This window comes from Bradyrhizobium sp. BRP22, assembly GCF_020194175.1.
In the GTDB taxonomy this organism is placed as follows: domain Bacteria; phylum Pseudomonadota; class Alphaproteobacteria; order Rhizobiales; family Xanthobacteraceae; genus Bradyrhizobium.
In genome coordinates this window covers 223,227-243,890 of the sequence record NZ_JADYVX010000008.1, presented here as the reverse complement: position 1 = coordinate 243,890, position 20,664 = coordinate 223,227, and the positions used below count along the sequence as shown (strand labels likewise).

The 20,664-nt window shown below is 62.3% G+C and carries 17 protein-coding genes; 6 read left to right on the top strand and 11 right to left on the bottom strand.

From position 1 onward, the window contains the following. Positions 1-53: 53 nt before the first annotated feature. The 7 genes from I6F35_RS13945 to hutI all read right to left on the bottom strand — a co-directional run bounded on the left by I6F35_RS13945 (position 54) and on the right by hutI (position 10,181). Positions 54-1,895 (bottom strand): ABC transporter ATP-binding protein, encoded by a 1,842-nt coding sequence (locus I6F35_RS13945; protein WP_225118240.1) that lies wholly within the window; start codon positions 1,893-1,895, stop codon positions 54-56. Beyond that, entirely contained in the window at positions 1,892-2,812 is a 921-nt protein-coding gene (locus tag I6F35_RS13940; protein WP_225118239.1) for an ABC transporter permease, read from the bottom strand. Before I6F35_RS13940 ends, I6F35_RS13945 begins: the two co-directional genes overlap by 4 nt. A gap of 13 nt (positions 2,813-2,825) precedes the next feature. Then, entirely contained in the window at positions 2,826-3,806 is a 981-nt protein-coding gene (locus I6F35_RS13935) for an ABC transporter permease (RefSeq protein ID WP_225118238.1), read from the bottom strand. A 65-nt stretch (positions 3,807-3,871) separates the two neighbouring features. Next, complete coding sequence (locus tag I6F35_RS13930) at positions 3,872-5,455, bottom strand: ABC transporter substrate-binding protein (protein WP_225118269.1); 1,584 nt, start codon at positions 5,453-5,455, stop codon at positions 3,872-3,874. A 258-nt stretch (positions 5,456-5,713) separates the two neighbouring features. Continuing rightward, on the bottom strand, positions 5,714-7,384 hold the full coding sequence (hutU, locus tag I6F35_RS13925) for a urocanate hydratase (RefSeq protein ID WP_225118237.1): 1,671 nt from the start codon (positions 7,382-7,384) through the stop codon (positions 5,714-5,716). Beyond that, complete coding sequence (gene hutH / locus I6F35_RS13920; protein ID WP_225118236.1) at positions 7,384-8,970, bottom strand: histidine ammonia-lyase; 1,587 nt, start codon at positions 8,968-8,970, stop codon at positions 7,384-7,386. Before hutH ends, hutU begins: the two co-directional genes overlap by 1 nt. Beyond that, positions 8,967-10,181, bottom strand: a complete 1,215-nt coding sequence (hutI, locus tag I6F35_RS13915) for an imidazolonepropionase (protein WP_225118235.1) — start codon at positions 10,179-10,181, stop codon at positions 8,967-8,969. The genes hutH and hutI overlap by 4 nt, the downstream gene beginning before the upstream one ends. 82 nt (positions 10,182-10,263) lie before the next feature. Between hutI and I6F35_RS13910 the strand changes: the two genes are divergently transcribed. The 5 genes from I6F35_RS13910 to I6F35_RS13890 all read left to right on the top strand — a co-directional run bounded on the left by I6F35_RS13910 (position 10,264) and on the right by I6F35_RS13890 (position 15,029). Beyond that, a complete protein-coding gene (locus I6F35_RS13910) occupies positions 10,264-11,622 on the top strand; it encodes a formimidoylglutamate deiminase (RefSeq protein WP_225118234.1) in 1,359 nt (452 codons plus the stop codon). Beyond that, complete coding sequence (gene hutC, locus I6F35_RS13905) at positions 11,619-12,362, top strand: histidine utilization repressor (RefSeq protein WP_225118233.1); 744 nt, start codon at positions 11,619-11,621, stop codon at positions 12,360-12,362. Before I6F35_RS13910 ends, hutC begins: the two co-directional genes overlap by 4 nt. Positions 12,363-12,439: 77 nt before the next feature. Next, positions 12,440-13,384, top strand: a complete 945-nt coding sequence (locus I6F35_RS13900) for an ABC transporter substrate-binding protein (RefSeq protein WP_225118232.1) — start codon at positions 12,440-12,442, stop codon at positions 13,382-13,384. Between the two features lie 89 nt (positions 13,385-13,473). Continuing rightward, on the top strand, positions 13,474-14,247 hold the full coding sequence (locus tag I6F35_RS13895; RefSeq protein WP_225118268.1) for an ABC transporter permease: 774 nt from the start codon (positions 13,474-13,476) through the stop codon (positions 14,245-14,247). After that, positions 14,244-15,029, top strand: a complete 786-nt coding sequence (locus I6F35_RS13890; RefSeq protein ID WP_225118231.1) for an ABC transporter ATP-binding protein — start codon at positions 14,244-14,246, stop codon at positions 15,027-15,029. Before I6F35_RS13895 ends, I6F35_RS13890 begins: the two co-directional genes overlap by 4 nt. Positions 15,030-15,146: 117 nt before the next feature. Here the strand turns inward: I6F35_RS13890 and groL are convergent, their stop codons facing one another. After that, the gene (gene groL / locus I6F35_RS13885) at positions 15,147-16,787 is read right to left on the bottom strand and encodes a chaperonin GroEL (protein ID WP_225118230.1); all 1,641 of its coding nucleotides are present in this window, start codon (positions 16,785-16,787) and stop codon (positions 15,147-15,149) included. Positions 16,788-16,971: 184 nt separating this feature from the next. Here groL and I6F35_RS13880 point away from each other — a divergent pair, with 184 nt between their 5' ends. Continuing rightward, positions 16,972-17,226, top strand: a complete 255-nt coding sequence (locus I6F35_RS13880) for a hypothetical protein (RefSeq protein WP_225118229.1) — start codon at positions 16,972-16,974, stop codon at positions 17,224-17,226. 493 nt (positions 17,227-17,719) lie between these two features. On the opposite strand, the gene I6F35_RS13875 is transcribed toward I6F35_RS13880, so the two are convergent. The 3 genes from I6F35_RS13875 to I6F35_RS13865 are packed head-to-tail and all read right to left on the bottom strand — an operon-like array spanning position 17,720 to position 20,393. Next, the gene (locus I6F35_RS13875; RefSeq protein ID WP_225118228.1) at positions 17,720-18,814 is read right to left on the bottom strand and encodes an ABC transporter substrate-binding protein; all 1,095 of its coding nucleotides are present in this window, start codon (positions 18,812-18,814) and stop codon (positions 17,720-17,722) included. Between the two features lie 17 nt (positions 18,815-18,831). After that, positions 18,832-19,623 (bottom strand): ABC transporter permease, encoded by a 792-nt coding sequence (locus tag I6F35_RS13870; RefSeq protein ID WP_225118227.1) that lies wholly within the window; start codon positions 19,621-19,623, stop codon positions 18,832-18,834. Next, complete coding sequence (locus I6F35_RS13865) at positions 19,620-20,393, bottom strand: ABC transporter ATP-binding protein (RefSeq protein ID WP_225118226.1); 774 nt, start codon at positions 20,391-20,393, stop codon at positions 19,620-19,622. Before I6F35_RS13865 ends, I6F35_RS13870 begins: the two co-directional genes overlap by 4 nt. Between the last annotated feature and the right edge of the window lie 271 nt (positions 20,394-20,664).

Sequence of the window (20,664 nt, the reverse complement as noted above, 5' to 3'; positions counted from 1 at the left end):
CACGGCACTGCCGGCCGCTTCGCGATACGAATTCCTGTTCACGACCCGCCCCATCACGCGCTGGCACGCATCCCTTCGACAGAGCCGGAAGCCTCAGCCGACGGCGTCACCAGATGACAGGCAGCGAAGTCCTGCCGCTCCCGCACCGTCAGGCTCGGATGAAGGCGGCTGCATTTGTCGATGGCCTGCGGGCAGCGCGAGCGGAAGCTGCAGCCTGCGGGAACGTCGAGGGGGCTTGGCGGCTCGCCCTCCAAGAGGCACTCCTCCGGCTGATAACGGCGCCGCTCGAGCGTCGGCATGGCGCTCAGAAGGGCCTTGGTGTACGGGTGCCCCGGGTCGAAGAAAAGACGCTCATTGTCGGCGAGCTCGAAGACCTCGCCGAGATACATCACCGCCACGCGATTGCAGGCCTTCCTCACCATCGCAAGGTCATGCGAGATGAAGATGTAGGTCAGGTCGTATTCCTTCTGCAGCTTCTGGAACAGATCGAGCAGCTTGAACTGCTCGGTTTGATCGAGTGCCGACAGCGTCTCGTCCATGATGAGAATTTCCGGCTCGAGCACCAGCGCACGGGCGACATTGACGCGTTGGCGCTGTCCCGCGCTCAATCCGAGCGGAAGCTCCTCGTAAAGTTCGGCCGGCAGCCCCACTTCCCCCATCACCTTCAGGACCCGCTCGCGAATCCTGCCCCTGTCGCGCCAGCCATGCGTCCGCAGCGGATCCTCCAGCATCTTCCCGATCGCGGTGCGGGGCGGCAGCGAGCCGAACGGATCCTGCAACACCATCTGCAGCTTGCTGCGGAATTCGAGCAGCGTTTTGCCCTTGAGCGTTGCGATGTCCTTGTCAGCGCAGAGGATCTGTCCCGAACTCGGCAGTTCGAGCCTGGACAGAAGCCGCATCAGGGTGGACTTTCCGCAGCCGGATTCGCCGACGATGGCAAAGCTGTCGCCGCGGCGCACATCGAAGGTGACATTGCGAACTGCGCGAACCAGATTGACCCCGCCAAAGCCCGTCTTCTTCTTGACCTTGTAGGTCTGCGAGGCATCGCGAAGACTGATAACCACCTCCCGCTTGTCGTCGAGGGCGGGAGTTGCCGGAGTCTCGACCCATATCTTCGGGGTCTGGCGCACGAGTTCGCGCGTATATGGATACACGGGCCTGTTGATCAGGTCTTCGGTCGACTGTTCTTCGACGACGCGACCTTGCTCCATCACCAGGATCCGCGAGCAGGCCTCGCGCGCCACCGGCAGGGACGATGAGACAAACAGGACCGCGGTGTTGAAGGTTTGCGTCAACTCCTTCATCAGCCGGATCACCTGCGCGGCAACCGTCACGTCGAGCGGCTGAGTGACATTGTCGGCGACCAGGAGCGCGGGATTGGTTATCAATGCATCGACGATCAGCGCGCGCTGCATCATGCCGCCCGAGAATTGGGACGGATAGTCGTGAAAACGGCTTCGCGCGGATGGGATGCGGACGGCATCGAGGAGCTCGATCACGCGACGTTCGGCGTCGCGGCGCGATGTGGCGGGCACAACAGCCCGCATCTTCTCGACGATCTGCGCACCGACCGGCAGCGTCGGATCGAGCGCGCCCATCGGGTTGGCGCCGACATAGGATATCCGCTGGCGCAACAGGCGCATCTCCGCGCCACGCATGGCATAGATGTCGCGTCCCTCGAACAGCACCTCGCCGGATCGCTTCGTCAGCGGCGGCTCGAGCCAGTTGACCACAGCCTTGGACAGCACGGTCTTGCCGGAGCCACTGGCGCCGACCACGCCGACGATCTCGCGCGGAGCGAGGCTCAGGGACACGTCATCGAGAATGAGCTTGGCCGTGCCGCCGCTGCCCGCGGCGACCGTCAGGTTCTTGAGGGCGAGAAGTGGCTGCGTCATGCTTCGGAGCCCCCATGAATTGCATTGCGGGCGCGTTCAAGGGAAGCGCCGATCAGGTTGATGCTGGTGAGGGTCAGGCCGAGGAAGAGACCCGGCATGGTGGCGATCCACCATGCGTTCAGGAGATATTTCCGTCCGTCCGCGATAATATTGCCGAATGTCGGCGTCGGCGGCTGCACGCCGAGCCCGAGGAAGCCGAGCGTGGATTCGAAGATCATCATGCGCGCCACGTCGAGCACCGAGGTGAACAGCACCGGCGGCAGCAGCAACGGCAACAGCAAGGTGAGGATGATCCGAAAATCGGTCGAGCCGCCGATCTTTGCTGCGCGGACATATTCGCGCTGCCGCTCGGTCATCACGATGCTGCGCATGATGCGGGCATAGACCGGCCAGTTCGAAAGCCCAAGCACCAGGACGATCGCGGGGATCGTCGGCCGCGAGACGCCAAGCACCGAGATGGCGAGGATGATCATCGGGATCGAGAGCTGCGCATCGGTCAGCCGCATCACGATGGCATCGGTTCGTCCACCGAAGTAGCCCGAAATCGTGCCAAGCGCGCATCCGATCGCGAGCATGACGATGACGGAGGCTACGCCGATCAGGAACGAATAACGTAACCCGACGAGCGAGCGCACGAGCATGTCCCGGCCGATCTGGTCGGTGCCGAGCGGGTGCGACCAGCTCCAGTTTCCTCCCAGAAACAGCGGCGGCAAAAGGCGGGCCTTGACGTCCATTTTGGTCGGATCGATGCCGCTCAGTTCAGGGTAGAATGCAGTCGCCAAAGCAAGGAGGATGAACAGCGCGAGGCCGACGCGAAACCCCGGCGTGGATGCCGCCTTGTCGAAGATGCGTCGGACGATGGAGCGTTGGGCCGGCTTCTGCGCCATTGGCTCGGCGGTAACAGTGGCGATGGACATCTATATTCGCGCCTCAGTATTCGAGCCTTGGATCCATGGTCGTGGCAATCAGATCCACAATGATGTTGATCAGCACGAAGATGGCACTGGTCACGATGGCGATCCCTTGAATCAACGGGAAGTCACGCTGCAGCACCGCGTTGATGGTGAGCAGACCAAGCCCCGGATAGTCGAAGATGTACTCGACGATGATCACCCCGCCGAGCAGGCTTGAAAACTGCACCCCGAGCAGATTGAGCAGCGGCACCGAGGCGTTGCGAAGGGCATGGTTTGCAATGATGCGGCTGCGACCGAGGCCGCGGACATGCCCCACTGCCACGTAGGGCTCCATCATCTGCGCAGAGACGGAACTGACGAGCGTCCGGATCAGGACAGGTGACAGCTCGACCGCAAGTACGATGGCCGGCAGAATCGTATAGGCAAAGCCCTGATAGCCGATCGCCGGCAGCCAGCCGAGCTTGACCGAAAACAGCAGCGCGAGAACGATTCCGAGCCAGAAGTTCGGCAACGATATGAAGACCGACGAGGTGTAGAACGCCAACTTGTCCGGCCACCGCCCGATCGCGAGGCCCCCCGCAATCCCGATGATCCCGGAGAAGACGAGGGCAATCACCAATGTCACTGCAGCAAGCTGCAGCGTCATGGGCAAAGCTTCAACGATCAGGCTTAGAACCTTGGCCCGCTCGCCGCGTGTCGTGTCATTGAAATTCGCGCCGCCCGTCGCCGCGCCGTTGGCAGGGCGAACGAAGGACTGCCCGAGGTCGCCTCGAACGACACTGCTCATGTAGCGCCCGAATTGAACGATGATGGGGTCGCGCAGGCCCATGTCGGTCGCGATCTTCTCGATCAGGGCCTCGGGAGCCATTCCACCAGCCATCAGCCGCACGGGGTCGCCCGGCACGATCCTCAGCAGCGTGAAGATCAGCAACGAGACGAGGAATATGATGATGGCGCCCTGGAATAAGCGCCGCATCAGGAAATTGAGGACCAGCATTCTTCAGCTCCGCGGAGGACATGCCGGACCGCGCACCATCTGCGGCGCGCGGTGGCCGTTCATGGTCAGGCAACGGGCTTGGAGGCGTCCATCGATCCATCCGGATAGATATAGAGGCCCTCGAAATCCTTCTGCATCGCGTGAATCATCACGGAGGTGAAGAGCGAGAGCGCCGGCATCTTCGAGGCGATAAGCGGCATCGTCTCGGTCTGGAGGATCTTCTTCCGTTCCTCGAGCGTCGGGGCGCTACGCTCCTTGTCCAGACTTGCATCGATCGCCGGATCCTCGATGCCGCAAATGCGATGCGAGGAGGAATGGAAATGCGTGCGGAGAATCAGATCGGGCTCAGGCGAGCCGGTCGACCATCCGCAGTCCACCATATGGCCGGGTCCACCGCCGGGACGATGGTACAGGCGTTCATTCCACGCGGCCGGCTCGAGCACGGTCAGGCTGACATTGAAACCTTGCTCGTTGAGCATCGCGGTGATGATCTCGCCATATTCCTTGGTCTTCGGGTAGAAGCCCACCGACGTGATGTATTCGAGCGGCGGCAAGCCCTTGCCGTTCGGGAAACCAGCCTCCGCCAGCAGCGCCTGACATTTCTTCGGGTCGAACTTCGGATAATTCGCAAGATCGATGTAGCCGAACTTGACCGGCGACACGAAGTTGGACGACGCATGGCCCGCGGAGCCCAGCACTTCGAGGATGAGATCGCGGTTGATCGCGTGGCACGCCGCAAGGCGGATGCGGGGATCGTTGAACGGCGGCTTCGAACAGCGGAACCACAAATACTTGTTCTCGACCGAAACAACCTGGTTGATGCGGATGTTGGGATTGCCCTTGACCGTATCCACCTGCTCCGGCTCGAGCCGTTCGACGATCGAAGCCTGGCCGTTCATGAGGGAGAGCATGCGCGTCGTGGAGTCGCCGGTGAAGGTGAAATTGATCCCGGCAATGGCCGGCTTGCCCTTGAAGTAGCCGTCGAACGCCTTCATCACCGTGTCGTTGCCGCGCTGCTCGACGAATTTGAACGGACCTGTGCCGTTCAGCCGCTGCGAGAGCACGCCCCCGGGTCCTTGCGCAATATCCTTTGCCGACATGATCGGCAGGAACGCGGCGAGGAACATGAAAAGGTGCGCCGGATAACCGCCTTTCGACGTATCGACGATCACCGTGTAGTCATCCGGCGTCTCGATCTTCAGCGTCTCGGTCGGGCCCGGATACCATTGTGCCGGGCGATCCGGCTTCGACCCATATTCGAAAGTGGCCTTCACGTCCTCCGCCTTGAACGGCTTGCCATCATGGAAGACGACGCCCTGGCGCAGCTTGATCTGCAGGCGGTTGGGATCGAGCAGCTTGATGTCGGTGGCGAGCTCGTAGACGACTTCGCTCGGATTATCGAGCTTCATCGGCGTGCGGGTGAGGAAGCCCATCACGAAGCCTTCGATGTTCTTCTGCGACAGTGTCGTGTGAGCGGTCGGATCCCAGTTGCCCGTGATGTTCTCGGCCGACAGGAAGGTCATGGTCTTGCCGGCCTGCGCGTGAGCCCGCGAGATGAAAAAGTCCGGATCGATCTGCATGTAGCCAGCGGCGGCCGCGGCTCCTGCCGCCCCCTTCAGAAAGTGGCGGCGGTCAAATTTCGGATGCATCGACATTCCCCTTTTCCACATGAACCAACAAACGGTCACAACGGTCATGCAGGAGGCGTGCCAAGGCCGTAAATGCTTAGTTTTTGATGATCGCCGTGTGGTTTTTGACCGATCTTGTGGCAGCCCCTCTCGGCGTGCGCAGGACACGGACGCGCATCTGCCTCATCGCGGGCGGTTCGCCTACGGTGCAGGCAGTCGGATTTGCGAGTTACGTGAACTGGATTTGCGCTGATCGTTGTGGTCAGCGCCGGGCGCGCCCTATGGCGCCAAGCTGGGCAGATCGAGGCCGTTCGAGCGGGCAGATGCAATCGCGCTTTCATAGCCCGCGTCGGCGTGCCGCATGACACCGCTCGCCGGATCGTTCCAGAGCACCCGTTCAATGCGGCGGGCAGCCTCAGGAGTTCCGTCTGCAACAATGACCATTCCGGCGTGTTGCGAATAGCCGATGCCGACGCCGCCGCCGTGATGCAGCGAAACCCACGTCGCGCCGCTGGCACAATTCAGGAGCGCATTGAGCAGAGGCCAATCCGATACGGCATCAGAGCCGTCGCGCATCGCCTCGGTTTCGCGGTTCGGGCTTGCCACCGAGCCGCTGTCGAGATGGTCGCGGCCGATCACGATCGGCGCCCTCAGTTCGCCGCGCGCCACCATCTCGTTGAAGGCGAGACCCAGCCGGTGGCGATCACCGAGGCCGACCCAGCAAATCCGCGCCGGCAGCCCCTGAAACTTGATCCGGGCTTTCGCCATGTCGAGCCAGTTGTGCAGGTGCTTGTCGTCGGGCATCAGCTCCTTGACCTTGGCGTCGGTCCTGAAGATGTCATCCGGATCTCCTGACAGCGCCGCCCACCGAAACGGCCCAACGCCCCGGCAAAACAGCGGACGGATATAGGCCGGCACGAAGCCGGGAAAATCGAACGCGTTCTCAAGTCCCATATCCTTCGCCATCTGGCGAATGTTGTTGCCATAGTCGAGCGTGGGAATGCCTTGGGCGTGGAAATCCAGCATGGCCTGGACGTGATCGACCATCGACGTCTTTGCCGCGGCTTCGACCGCCTTCGGATCGCTGGCGCGTCTGGTCTCCCACTCGGCAAGCGACCATCCCTTCGGCAGGTAGCCATTGATGGGATCATGCGCGCTGGTCTGGTCGGTGACGATGTCGGGCCTCACACCACGCCGCACCAGCTCCGGAAAAATCTCGGCCGCATTGCCGAGCAGGCCGACCGAGACCGGTGTGTGGCTCTGCGCGCTCTCCGCCACGATCGAAAGCGCCTCATCAAGCGTGCTCGCCTGCCGATCGAGGTAGCCTGTGCGCAGCCGCATCTCGATGCGGCTCGGCTGGCATTCGATCGCAAGCAGCGACGCGCCCGCCATGGTCGCGGCGAGCGGCTGCGCGCCGCCCATGCCACCGAGACCCGCCGTGAGGATCCACCTGCCTGCAAGACTGCCGCCATAGTGCCGCCGCCCGACCTCGACAAACGTCTCATAGGTTCCCTGCACGATGCCCTGGCTGCCGATATAGATCCAGGAGCCGGCGGTCATTTGACCGAACATCATGAGGCCTTGCCGGTCGAGCGCGTTGAAGTGATCGAGCGTCGCCCAATGCGGCACCAGGTTCGAGTTCGCGATCAGAACGCGCGGCGCATCCGGATGGGTGCGGAAGATTCCGACCGGCTTGCCCGACTGGACCAGCAACGTCTGGTCAGCTTCCAGCTTGCGCAGCGACGCGACGATCCGATCGAAGCTATCCCAGTCGCGCGCAGCGCGACCGATTCCACCGTAGACGACGAGCTCGCTTGGACGTTCGGCGACCTCCGGATCGAGATTGTTCATGAGCATGCGGAGCGGAGCTTCCGTCAACCAGCTCTTGGCGCTGATCTCGCCGCCCCGAGGTGCGCGGATCGTACGGTCGTTATCCAGTCGGCGATTCATCACAGATGGCCCTTATCGGCAGGATTCGAAACAAGGATCGGAAACGGGTTGTCGGGGAGCGCCGAGAGCGCAGCGGCCGGCAATGCACCGGCTTCGACCAGCGCGGTTGCCTTCGCAAGGTCGCCAGCCATGTAACGATCCTCGCCCAACGCCGGCACATGCACGCGCAATTCGGCGATGACCGCAGCGAGTGGGGCGCTGGTCAAATGCGGCGCGCGAAGTGTGATGCCTTGCGCTGCGACCAGGAGCTCGATGCCCAGGATCGTCGCCAGATTGTCCGCCATGTCGGACAGCCGGCGCGCAGCGTGCGCGGCCATCGAGACGTGATCTTCCTGATTGGCGCTGGTGGGGGTTGAATCGATCGAGCAAGGCAACGCGCGCTGCTTGTTCTCGGCATAGAGCGCCGCCGCCGTCACTTCGGCGATCATGAATCCGGAGTTGATGCCGGGCTCTGGTGTGAGAAACGGCGGCAAACCGAAGTTCAACGCGGGATCGACCAGCGTCGCGATGCGCCGTTCGCTGATCGCGCCAACTTCCGACAGCGCAAGCGCAATCTGGTCGGCGGCAAAGGCGATCGGTTCGGCGTGGAAGTTGCCGCCCGAGACGATCTCGCCGGTCTCGACCAATACCAGCGGATTGTCGGTGACCGCATTGGCCTCGATCGTCAGCGTGCGGGCCGCCTGCGTGAGCAGATCAAGCGCAGCGCCGGCAACCTGCGGCTGGCAGCGCAAACAATAGGGATCCTGCACGCGCTCATCGCCCTCGAGGTGCGACTGGCGTATGTCGCTGCCGGCGAGCAGCGCCGTCAGGGCAGCAGCCGCATCGATCTGCCCGGCATGTCCGCGCAGTTGCTGGATTTCCGGACGGAACGGAGCGGTCGACGCCATGGCGGCATCGACTGAAAGTGCCCCTGTCACCAGAGCCGCGCAGGCCAACCGATGGGCGCGCAGCACACCGGAGATAGCGTAAGCCGTCGAGAACTGAGTGCCATTGATAAGGGCGAGCCCCTCCTTCGGTCCTAGCGTCAGTGGGGCAAGGCCCGCAGCCGCGAGCGCGTCGCGGCCCGAGACGACCTGTCCGCCAACAATTGCCTGCCCCTCCCCGATCATGACGGCCGTCATATGCGCAAGCGGCGCCAGATCGCCGGATGCGCCGACCGAACCCTGCTGCGGCACCAGCGGACAAACGCCTCGCGCGAGCATCATCTGCAATTGCTCAATGAGCTCACGGCGTACGCCAGAAGCGCCTCGCCCGAGCGAGACGATCTTCAGCGTCATCATCAGCCGAACAATGGGTTCAGGCGTGGCCCGCCCTACCCCACAGCAATGCGAAACGATGAGATTGCGCTGAAGCAGCGCCGTCTGATCGGCGGCAATGCGCGTCGACGCCAGTTTTCCGAAGCCGGTGTTGATGCCGTACGCCGGCACGTCGGCACGGGCAGCCTGCGCAACGATATGAGACGCTGCTTCGACCCGCGCCCAGAACGATGGTTCGAGCACGACTGCGGCACCTGCGAGCACCTGTGCGCAATCGTCCAGCGTGACCCTTCCCGGCGTGACGACGATCGGCGCCGCCGGATCGCTCATTGCCCCCTCCACACCCGGCCATGCAGGGGATTGAATCCGATCCGGTAGACGAGTTCGGCAGGCCGCTCGATGTCCCAGATTGCGAGATCACACCATTTGCCGGCATCGAGCGTGCCGGCATCACTTAAGAGACCCAGCGCGCGCGCTCCCTCCCGCGTCACGCCGGCAAGACATTCGGCGACGGTCAATCGGAACAACGTCGCACCCATGTTCATCGTGAGCAGCAGCGACGTCAGCGGCGAGCTGCCGGGATTGCAGTCGGTCGCGAGCGCCATTTTGACTCCGTGGGCACGGAACAGCTCGACCGGCGGCTTCGTCGTCTCGCGAATGAAATAGAAGGCGCCAGGCAACAGGACCGCGACCGTACCCGCCGCCGCCATCGCCCGAACACCGGCTTCATCGGTATGCTCCAGATGATCGGCGGACAGAGCTGAATATGCCGCGGCAAGCGATGCGCCGCCGAGATTCGATAGCTGGTCGGCGTGAAGCTTGACCGGCAAACCCAGAGCCTTCGCCGCCTCGAACACGCGCGCCGTTTGATCATGCGAGAACGCGATGCCTTCCATGAAAGCATCCACGGCATCTGCGAGTCCAGCCTGAGCCACTGCTGGCAGCATCTCGCGGCAAACGAGATCGATGTAACTATCCTTGTCGCCGGAAGCTTCCGGCGGCAGAGCATGTGCGCCAAGAAAAGATGTCCTGATAGCGATCGATCGGACACGACCGAGGGCGCGCGCGGCCGAAAGCTGTCGCATTTCGGTTTCCGTGTTCAGGCCGTAGCCGGACTTGATTTCGATCGTCGTGACACCCTCACGGATCAGCGCGTCGAGTCTCGGCAGCGCACCGGCGACAAGCTCGGCCTCGCTCGCAGTCCGGGTCGCCGCAACGGTGGAGACGATGCCGCCGCCGGCACGCGCGATCTCTTCATAGCTTGCGCCCTTAAGCCGCAGTTCGAATTCGTGTGCGCGGTTGCCGCCGAAAACGAGGTGGGTGTGACAATCGACCAGTCCGGGCGTGATCCATCGGCCCGCACAGTCGATCCGCTCGGTCGCGTCGGCATCATGCGGAAAATCAGACTGTGCGCCCGCATAAGCGATCCGGCCATCGCGAGCCGCAATCAGCCCGTGCTCGATGGTGCCGAGCTCGGGCAGATCCTCACGCATCGTGGCGAGCCGGGCATTGTGCCAGATACGATCGAAACGTTCGGCCATGTGTCTTCCCCCGGTGCCGGAAGCTTGACATATATGTCTAGACATATAATCGTATCAGCGCTCTGTCCAGCCGGCAGGAAACATGACGCATCTGCATTTTAGATCCGCGCTGCTGCCGTCGGGGTGGGCCGACGATGTGCAGGTGATCGTCACGGATGGGATCATCGCTAAGGTCACGGTCGGCGTAGCGCCGGAAGTGCGTGATGAGCGACATCAATTGGCAATTCCGGGGCTAGCGAGCCTGCACAGTCACGCGTTCCAGCGCGGCATGGCGGGCCTTGCCGAAACGCGCGGCAACACGGCGGATACGTTCTGGACATGGCGCGAGACGATGTACCGTTTCGCGCTGGAGATGATGCCGGAAGACGTCGAAGGCGTCGCGACCCTGCTTTATGTTGAGATGCTCGAGCAGGGCTATACGCGGGTCGGCGAGTTCCACTATCTTCATCATGATCGTGACGGCACGCCCTATGCCAGCCTCGCCGAGATGGCGACACGGATTGCACAGGCTGCCGAGAGCACAAGCATCGGCCTCACGCTGCTGCCGAGTTTCTACGCGCACAGCGCCTTTGGCGGCGCGCCGCCGCATGCAGGCCAGCGCCGTTTCGTCTGTTCGATCGACCAGTTCGCCGCACTGGTTGACGCCACGCGCAAGGCGGTCGGCACTTTACCCGGAGCCAATGTCGGGATTGCCCCGCACAGCCTGCGCGCCGTGACCCCAACCGAATTATCTGCAATCGTGCCGATCGCCCAGAGCGCGCCGATCCATATCCATGCCGCCGAGCAAGTCAGGGAGGTCGAGGATTGTGTTGCCTGGTCGGGCCAGCGGCCACTCGAGTGGCTGCTTGACCATGCGCCCGTCGATCAGCGCTGGTGCCTGATCCATGCGACCCACACAACGCCGACGGAAGTTGCCTCGCTTGCGCGCAGCGGCGCCGTCGCCGGCCTCTGCCCGGTGACCGAAGCGAGCCTCGGCGACGGCATTTTCCCGGCGCGCGAATTTGTCGATGCCGGGGGCCGATTTGGCGTCGGCACCGACTCCAATGTCCTGGTTGGCGTTGCCGATGAACTACGCCAGCTCGAATATGGTCAGCGCCTCAAGCACCGCGAACGCAATGTGCTGTCGGGCGGCCCCGGCAGTTCGACCGGCCGTGCGCTGTTCGACAACGCGCTCGCGGGCGGTGCACAGGCGCTGGCGCAGAGCTGCGCAGGGATGGAGCAAGGCGCGCGCGCTGATATCGTGACCCTCGACATCACGCATCCATCTCTGGCCGGACGCCGCGGCGATGCCATCCTTGACGGCTGGATTTTTGCATCGGGCGGAGGGGCCATTGATTGTGTCTGGGCAGGCGGAAATAAAGTCGTTGAGGGCGGACGTCACCGGCTGCGCCCGCGAGCGCGCGAGCAGTTCAACGCGGCCGTTCGGAGACTCCTGGCATGAGCCTTCCCGCCCAGCGCGACGAACTTCAGGCCGCGGACAAGCTGACGCTCTATAAGCAGATCCGACACGACATCGAACGCCGGATCCTGGCCGGGGAATGGCCTCCGGGTCATCGCATTCCCTTCGAGCATGAGCTGATGGCGCGCTATCGCTGCTCACGAATGACCGTAAACAAGGCACTGTCGGAACTGGCGCAAGCCGACCTGATCGAGCGAAGGCGGCGGGCGGGCACATTCGTGCGTCGTCCGCAGCATCTGTCGGCGGTGCTCAAGATCGCGGACATTCGCGCAGAGATCATCGGGCTTGGACGAAGCTATGCCTATGAGCTCATCCATTGCTCGCGCCGTGCCGCGAACGCCGCCGATCGCGCGCGTCTTGGCGTCCGCAAGGCCGGCAAGGTGATCGCTATCGCCTGTCGTCACAGCGCCGACAACGTGCCGTTTGCCATCGAAGACAGGCTGATCGATCTCGACACCGTGCCGGAAGCCGCGGCGGCGGACTTTACGACCGAGCCACCCGGCTCATGGCTGTTGCACCATGTTCCCTGGACAGAAGCCGAGCACACCATCGGCGCTGTGGTGGCCGACGAGCGCACTGCGGCCGGACTTGACATCGCGGTCGGCGCGCCGTGCCTGGTGATCGATCGATACACATGGCGCAGCGCACGAACGGTTACCGCCGTGCGCCTGCACTACCCAGGCGATTCCCACCGGCTGGTAGCCCGTTTCAAAGGCGGCTGAAGAAAATATCTGGCACGGCATAATTCATGCAGGATGATGCAAACAGCGATCATAGTTCGGTAGGAGGGAAGAGCATCATGCGTAGTTTCAAGATATTCACCGCAATCTTTGCCATGCTGGTGTCCGCACCGGCGGTCGCCGACGATGTGAAGGTCGGTATCGGCATCTCGGGATGGACCGGCTTTGCGCCGCTCACGCTGGCAAGCCAGGCCGGCATCTTCAAGAAAAACGGTCTTGACGTGACCTTAAGGAAGATCCCGCAGAAGGATCGGCATCTCGCCATCGCCTCCGGCGATATTCAATGTGCGGCGACCACAGTCGAGACCTGGATTTCCTGGAATGCGAACGGCGTCGCAACCAAGCAGATCTTTCAGCTCGACAAGAGCTTTGGTGCCGACGGCATGGCCGTGCGTAACGAGGTTGCCTCGATCAAGGATCTGAAAGGCAAGACAGTCGCGGCGTCCGCGCCCGGCACCTCGCCCTACTTCGCTCTCGCCTGGATGCTTCGAAAGAACGGCCTCTCGGTCAAGGACGTCACGGTGGTGAACCTGGAGCCTGCCGCGGCCGCGCAGGCGTTCGTGTCCGGCCAGAACGATGCGGCAATGACCTATGAACCTTACCTCTCCACGGTGCGGGCGGCACCGGACAAGGGCAAGATCATCGCCACCACCCTCGACTATCCGATGGTGATGGATACGTTCGGCTGCACGCCGAAATTCCTCACCGACAATCCGAAAGCTGCGCAGGCCCTGGCCGACAGCTATTTCGAAGCCCTCGACATGATCGCAAAGGATCAGGCGAAGGCGTATGAGATCATGGGAGCCGACGTGAAACAGTCCGGCGAGCAATTCGGCAACTCGGCGAAATATCTGCGCTGGCAGGACAAGGCCGCGAACCAGAAATTCTTTACGGGCGAGTTCCTGACCTTCAACAAGGAGGCGGCAGATCTGTTGCTCGAGATCGGGATCATCAAATCTGCCCCCAGAATCGAAGATCTTTTTGACGCAAGCTTCATCAAATAGAACCGCTGCGCCTGCGCCAGTCCGCTGCGCCGTAGCGGAGCGGGACTGGCGCGGCGAGCGGTAAGCGCCGCCTGGAAAACACCGCCGTGATGCGTCCCCTAAGTCCCGTAACTTCGAAGCAACGCGCGGCCTACGGCCTTGCATTCTTCGTGCTGTTCGTTGCCCTTTGGGCCTGGGCGACCTTCGGCGGTTATGTTTCGAGGACATTTCTCGCCAACCCATTGACGATGGTGCAGGAAGGCTTCGAGCTGCTCACCAGGCATGGTTTCCTGTTCGATATCGGTATCACGATCTGGCGCGTCCTCGGCGGCTTCGTGCTGGCAGCGCTCGTTGCCGTGCCGCTCGGCGTTCTCATGGGCGCCTACAAGCCGATCGAAGCCTTTCTCGAACCGTTTGTTTCGTTCGCGCGTTATCTGCCCGCCTCCGCGTTCATCCCGCTTTTGATCCTGTGGGCCGGGATCGGCGAGCTGCAGAAGCTCATGGTGATCTTCATCGGCTCGGTCTTCCAGATCATCCTGATGGTCGCGGTGACCGTGGGCAGCACGAGGCGCGATCTGGTCGAAGCGGCTTACACGCTCGGAGCGGCCGACAGCGGCATCATTCGCCGCGTGCTGCTGCCCTCCTCCGCGCCCGAGATCGCGGAAATTCTTCGGCTGGTCCTGGGATGGGCATGGACCTATGTCATCGTCGCCGAACTGATCGGATCGTCGTCGGGGATCGGCCACATGATCACTGACAGCCAGGCCTTGCTCAACACGGGCCAGATCATCTTCGGCATCATCGTTATCGGGCTGATCGGCCTGATCTCGGACTTTCTGTTCAAGGCCTTCAACGCATGGCTGTTTCCCTGGAAATTGGCATGACGGCGCTGAAGATCGATCAGGTTTCCCGTACCTTTCCCGCGCGAGCCGGCCATGCGCCGACGCGCGCGCTTGAGCCGACCGATCTCAGCGTCGGCGACAATGATTTTGTCACCATCCTCGGTCCATCGGGCTGCGGAAAGTCCACCCTGCTCCGTATCATCGCCGGGCTCGACCGGCCGACCAGCGGGCGCGTCATGCTCGACGGCTGCGAGGTCACCGGACCCGGCGCGGATCGCGGCATGGTGTTTCAATCCTACACGCTGTTTCCCTGGCTCACGGTGCGGGAGAACATCGCGTTCGGCCTGCGCGAGCGCGGAATTTCTCAGGCCGACCGCCGCAAAGTCGCGGATGGATTCATCCAGCGCGTCGGGTTATCGGGCTTTGAAAATCATTGGCCGAAGCAGCTCTCCGGCGGGATGCAACAGCGCACAGCGATTGCACGTGCGCTTGCCAACGATCCGAAGATCCTGTTGCTGGATGAGCCATTCGGCGCGCTTGATAACCAGACCCGCGCACTGATGCAGGAGATGCTGCTTGGGATTTGGGAACGCGATCAGAAGACCGTGCTGTTTGTCACCCACGATATCGAAGAGGCGATCTTTCTCGGCAGCCGCGTCATCGTGATGAGCGCCCGCCCCGGCCGCATCAAGGCCGAGATTGCGATCGATCTGCCCCATCCGCGTTCCTACAAGATCAAGACCACGCCCGAATTCATCAGACTGAAGGAACGGCTCGTGGAAGAGATCCGCACCGAGGCTCTGAAGGTCGCTGCTGACGCCTGACGGACGTTCGGCGCAGCGGTCGGACGAGCACGCTCAACGTCCAGGTTGCTGAATGATACCGGATGGCCCGGCAGTGACGCCGGGCCACCTAACTCCTTTGGCACTGAACTATTCGACTTAGAAGTCCATGCCGCCCATGCCGCCGCCCGGAGGCATGCCGGCAGCCGGAGCTTGCTTCTTCGGCAGCTCGGCGACCATGGCTTCGGTGGTGATCAGGAGAGCCGCCACCGACGCCGCATTCTGGATCGCGGTACGCACGACCTTGGTCGGGTCGATGATGCCCTTGGTGACCAGGTTGCCGTATTCGCCGGTCTGGCCGTCGAAGCCGAACGAGTACTGATCCTTCTCAAGGATCTTGCCGACGATCACCGAGCCGTCCTCGCCCGCATTGATCGCGATCTGGCGGGCGGGAGCCGACAGCGCCTTGCGCACGATCTCGACGCCGGTCTTCTGGTCGTCGTTCTTGGTGCGCAGGCCCTTGAGCTGCTCGGAGGCACGGAGCAGGGCAACACCGCCACCCGGCAGGATGCCCTCCTCGACCGCCGCGCGGGTCGCGTGCATCGCGTCGTCAACGCGATCCTTGCGCTCCTTGACCTCGACCTCGGTCGCGCCGCCGACGCGGATCACCGCGACGCCGCCAGCGAGCTTGGCCAGACGCTCCTGCAGCTTCTCACGATCGTAGTCCGAGGTGGTCTCCTCGATCTGCGCCTTGATCTGCGCCACCCGCGCCTCGATGTCAGCCTTTTTGCCGGCGCTACTCACGATCGTGGTGTTCTCCTTGTCGATCATGATCCTCTTGGCGCGACCGAGCATCTGCAGCGTGACGTTCTCGAGCTTGATGCCGAGGTCTTCCGAGATCGCCTGGCCGCCGGTCAGGATCGCGATGTCCTGCAGCATGGCCTTGCGGCGATCGCCGAAGCCCGGCGCCTTGACGGCCGCGACCTTCAGGCCGCCACGCAGACGGTTGACGACCAGCGTTGCCAGCGCCTCGCCTTCGACGTCCTCGGCGACGATCAGCAGCGGCTTGCCGGTCTGCACCACGGCTTCGAGCAGCGGCAGCAGCTCGTTCAGCGAGGAGAGCTTCTTCTCGTTGATCAGGATATAGGCGTCATCCATCTCGACGCGCATCTTGTCGGCGTTGGTGACGAAGTAGGGCGAGATGTAGCCGCGGTCGAACTGCATGCCCTCGACGACGTCGAGCTCGGTCTCCAGCGACTTGGCTTCCTCGACCGTGATCACGCCCTCGTTGCCGACCTTCTTCATGGCGTCGGCAAGGAACTTGCCGATCTCGGCGTCGCCGTTGGCGGAGATGGTGCCAACCTGGGCGATTTCCTCGTTCGAGGTAACCTTCTTGGAGTTCTTCTGCAGGTCCGCGACCACGGCATCCACCGCCATGTCGATGCCGCGCTTGAGGTCCATCGGGTTCATGCCGGCGGCCACCGACTTGGCGCCTTCCTTGACGATTGCGGCCGCCAGCACGGTGGCGGTCGTGGTGCCGTCGCCGGCCGCGTCAGCGGACTTGGAGGCGACTTCGCGCACCATCTGCGCGCCCATATTCTCGAACTTGTCCTCGAGCTCGATCTCCTTGGCAACGGCGACGCCATCCTTGGTGATGCGGGGAGCGCCGAACGACTTGTCGAGCACGACATTGCGCCCCTTCGGGCCGAGCGTCACCTTGACTGCGTTGTTCAGAATGTCGACACCTCGCAGCATACGGTCGCGGGCATCGACGCCGAATTTGAGTTCCTTGGCTGACATGTCTGTCTCCCTGATCTGTTCTCTGCTCCTCGTCCCGAGCACGTGGCCTTGAAGCGGCGCCTCGAAGAACGTGATAAATTGGGTCGTGCCCCCATCTTAGAGACGCCAGCCGCGCCGGCTCTTCAGGATGAGGGAACGTACGACCTAAGCAGCTTTCTTGACAGACGTGTCGATGAGAACGCCCATGATGTCGCTCTCCTTCATGATCGGCAACGGATGGAATTTCATGCGATCCTCCTTGGCGTTTGTGAATATTTCTGGGCTGGCAGTCGCAATGAGGGAGTGCCAGCCATCCTTCACTTATGCCTGTGACACCAGGGCGCAAGAGTTCCGACCCATGATGTTTGCCGCAACCTGGGTGTTTGAACGAGGACCGCTCGCGGCGATCGCTGCCGGTCGAAGCAACATGCTGCCGGCGGGGACCACCGGCAACCGATGAGCGCGCCGTCAAGCGCTCGTATCCTCGCCTATTCGCTTGGCAGTCGAAATCGAGCGATGCTGAAAGACCGCCCGATTTCTCAGGACTGCCTCATCCCACGCCCAGGACCTTCGTCTGCGTTTCCATGTCGTCGCGCAACGCGCGGCTGTCGCCGGCATAGGCCATCTGTCCATTGACCATGATGTAGGCGCGGTCAGCCAAATCGAGAACAAGGTCGACCTTATGCTCGACCAGCAGGATGCTGGCCTTGTGGGAAAGGCATGGACTCGACGCCCGTTTCGCTCGGCTATGACGGCGTGCGCTTCCTCAAGCCGGTGTTCTTCGGCGACACCATCACGGTGAGCTACGTGATCAGCGAGATCGACGAGCCGCGGCGGCGAACTGGTCGCCGTCGCCAAGCACATCACGAAGTGGACCGAGAACGTGACCGCTCGCCCGGCGGCTTAGATTTCCGGCGGAGCCAGTCGAATCTGGCACGAAGATCGCATCAGCCTCATTGCAGCTTCGAGATATCCTCTTTCTTGGCATCAGAGATGATACTGGCGCGATCGTAGGCGTTAACGTCCTCGATGAACTTGCCCGTGATGACCCGATCGACGGGAACGGCGGCAGGCAGCACCTTCTGATCGACAAAAAATTGAATCAGGCGATTCCAGTCGGCATCGATCAATAGTCCATGCTTGTCGCCGATCTTCGGCGTGTTCCAGATGCCGAGCCGGGCCTGATTGACGACCACGCCTTCCTTGAGCGCGGCAGTTGCGTCGGGGTTCTTCGATTTGGCTTCAGGATAGGCCTTCCAGGTGATCAATACCGCGGCTTCGGGATTGGCCATCGAATAATCATATCCCTTGGCGACCGCCCGCGCGATACCCGTGAGCATTTTTGGATTCTTGCCGATCGTATCGTTGCGGGCAAGCAATGCAACGTCCGGCAGCGAGCGCAGATTCTCTGGCACCGGAACCTGGCGAAGATCGAGCCCGGAGAACTTGAATTTCGCCAGCGCCGCATCCCAGTAGATCACACCATCCACCAGCTTCTGGCGAACCGACGTCACCGCCTGCGCCCCGACACCGATCGGCAGGAAGGAGATATCCTTCTCGGGATCCAGGCCCGCGGCTTGCGCGAACGCACGTCCAAACGTCGTGCCGGCGCTGCCCATCGACTGGACACCAAGCCTCTTGCCCTTCAGCTCAGCAAGCGTCTTGATCGGGCTGTCCGGCAGCACGGCGATCGACCAGATGTTGGAATAATAGAGACCGTAGAAATAGCGGATGTCGAGCTTTCCGGACTGAATGCCAACCAGTGCTTCGCCTGGCGATGCGGCACCGACTTCAGCATTGCCGGCCGAGACCTGGATCGCCGATTCGTTCGAGCCGCCGACTGCGATCAACGTGACATCGTAGCCCTCGGCCGCGAAATACCCCTTCTCCCTGGCAACGACGAATGGCGAAAACGCCTCGTCGATATTGCGAACCGGAATCAGCAGTCTCACCTTCTCAAGCGCATTCGCGCTCTCCGCACAGCCGACAGCCGCTATCACCACCGCGGCAGCCAACAACAGCCGGCGTCCCCAAGCTACGCTAGACATTCTCATCTCCGACAGGTTCAATGCATCATTGGCGCATCGCTGCGCCGGATCCAGAAAATGGAGCGACGCGCCGCGTACCGCATCAGGCCGTGCATCGCCAGGCCAATGGCCGACAGTACGATCAGGACCGCGAACACGCCTGCGACATCCATTCCGAAATTAAGGGTCACCACGAGATAGCCGAGACCGACCTGAGCGCCGACGAATTCACCGACGATTGCACCAATGACCGCGAGCACGGCGGCAATCTCGAGCCCCGCGAAAATCAGGACCAGCGCGGACGGAATGCGCAGGCGCATCAAGGTCTGCCATTTGGTGGCGCCAAACGCCCTCATCATATCGAGCTGATCCTTGTCCGTTGAGTGGAAGCCGGCGATCACGCTCACCAGTACCGGAAAGAAGCAGACCAGCGCCGTGATCACGATCTTGGAGGTCAGACCGTAACCGAACCAGATGATGAAGAGCGGCGCGATGGCGACCTTCGGCAAGGTCTGCAATGCCACGAGATACGGATACACCAGCCGTTCGAACACCGGGACCAGCGAGATGGTTGCCCCGATGACCAGGCCGGCGATTCCGCCGAGCACGAAGCCGCTCAACACCTCGGCCAGCGTCGCCCACAGATGCGGCCAGATCACCCCGCTCGACACCAGGGCGTAAAGCCGAACCACGATCGAGCTCGGGGTCGGCAGCACGATCGACGATACGTCGAACCCTCTGCAGGTGCCCTCCCACACCGCAATCATGACCGCGGCCACCGCGATCGACTGCAGCAAATGCGATCCCGCCGGCTTTGAAACGTCACTCATAGCGATGTCGCCGTGACCGATTGCGCGCCGAAGATGGTGCGGATGTGGTCGCAGAGTTCGCCGAACCGCGGCGTCGCCATGGTCTGCAGCGAACGCGGACGGCCGACATCGACATCGATGATTTCGGAGATGCGACCCGGCCGCGGCGACATGACCACCACGCGATCTCCCAGCAGGACGGCTTCCGGAATGCTGTGGGTAATGAAGATCACGGTCTTCCGCTCCTCGGACCACACCCGCATGAGCTCCATGTTCATGGCCTCGCGCGTCATCGCATCGAGCGCCCCGAACGGCTCATCCATCAACAGGATGCGCGGCTCGCGCATCAGTGCGCGGCAGATCGCAACGCGCTGCTGCATGCCGCCGGACAACTCGAACGGGTATTTCTGGGCGAAGTCCTTCAGCCCCATGAACGCAAGCAGTCCTTCGGCGCGCTTCACCGTCGCCTCGGACTTGTCATTCCTCAAATGGGCCGGCAGCAGCACATTGGCCAGCACCGTGTTCCACGGCAACAAGGTCGCCTGCTGAAAGACGACGCCCACATCCGGACGCGGACCAGTAATCTCAGCACCATCGCATTGGATGGCTCCCGACGACCTGCTTTCGAGACCGGCGAGGATTCGGAGCAGCGTTGTTTTGCCGCAGCCGCTCGGTCCCACAACCGAGATGAACTCGTTTTCGTGAATGTCGAGATTTACGTTCGTCAGCGCGTTGACGGTCTCGCCGGAGCGGGTCTTGAACCGCTTCTCCAGGCCTGCGATGCGAATCATCGCCGATTTCGTCGAGTCCGAAGCGGAAATCGGAGCGCCATAAGCGCCGCCCGCTGGCTGAACCTTCAAAGCGACCATTGTTCTCTCAATCAAGTGGCTGACAACGTCCCGCGAGAGCAAGAATTGCGCCACGGCGCCATATGCGCCGTCCTCCCTTGTTGACTATCTAGTTAACTGAGCTTCTTAGAGCTTGTCTAGCGACAATTTCATTGCCTTCCGCTGACGGCCCGACCGAGACGCGGAACAGTCTGCTTCGCTGCCTCGCTGCTAC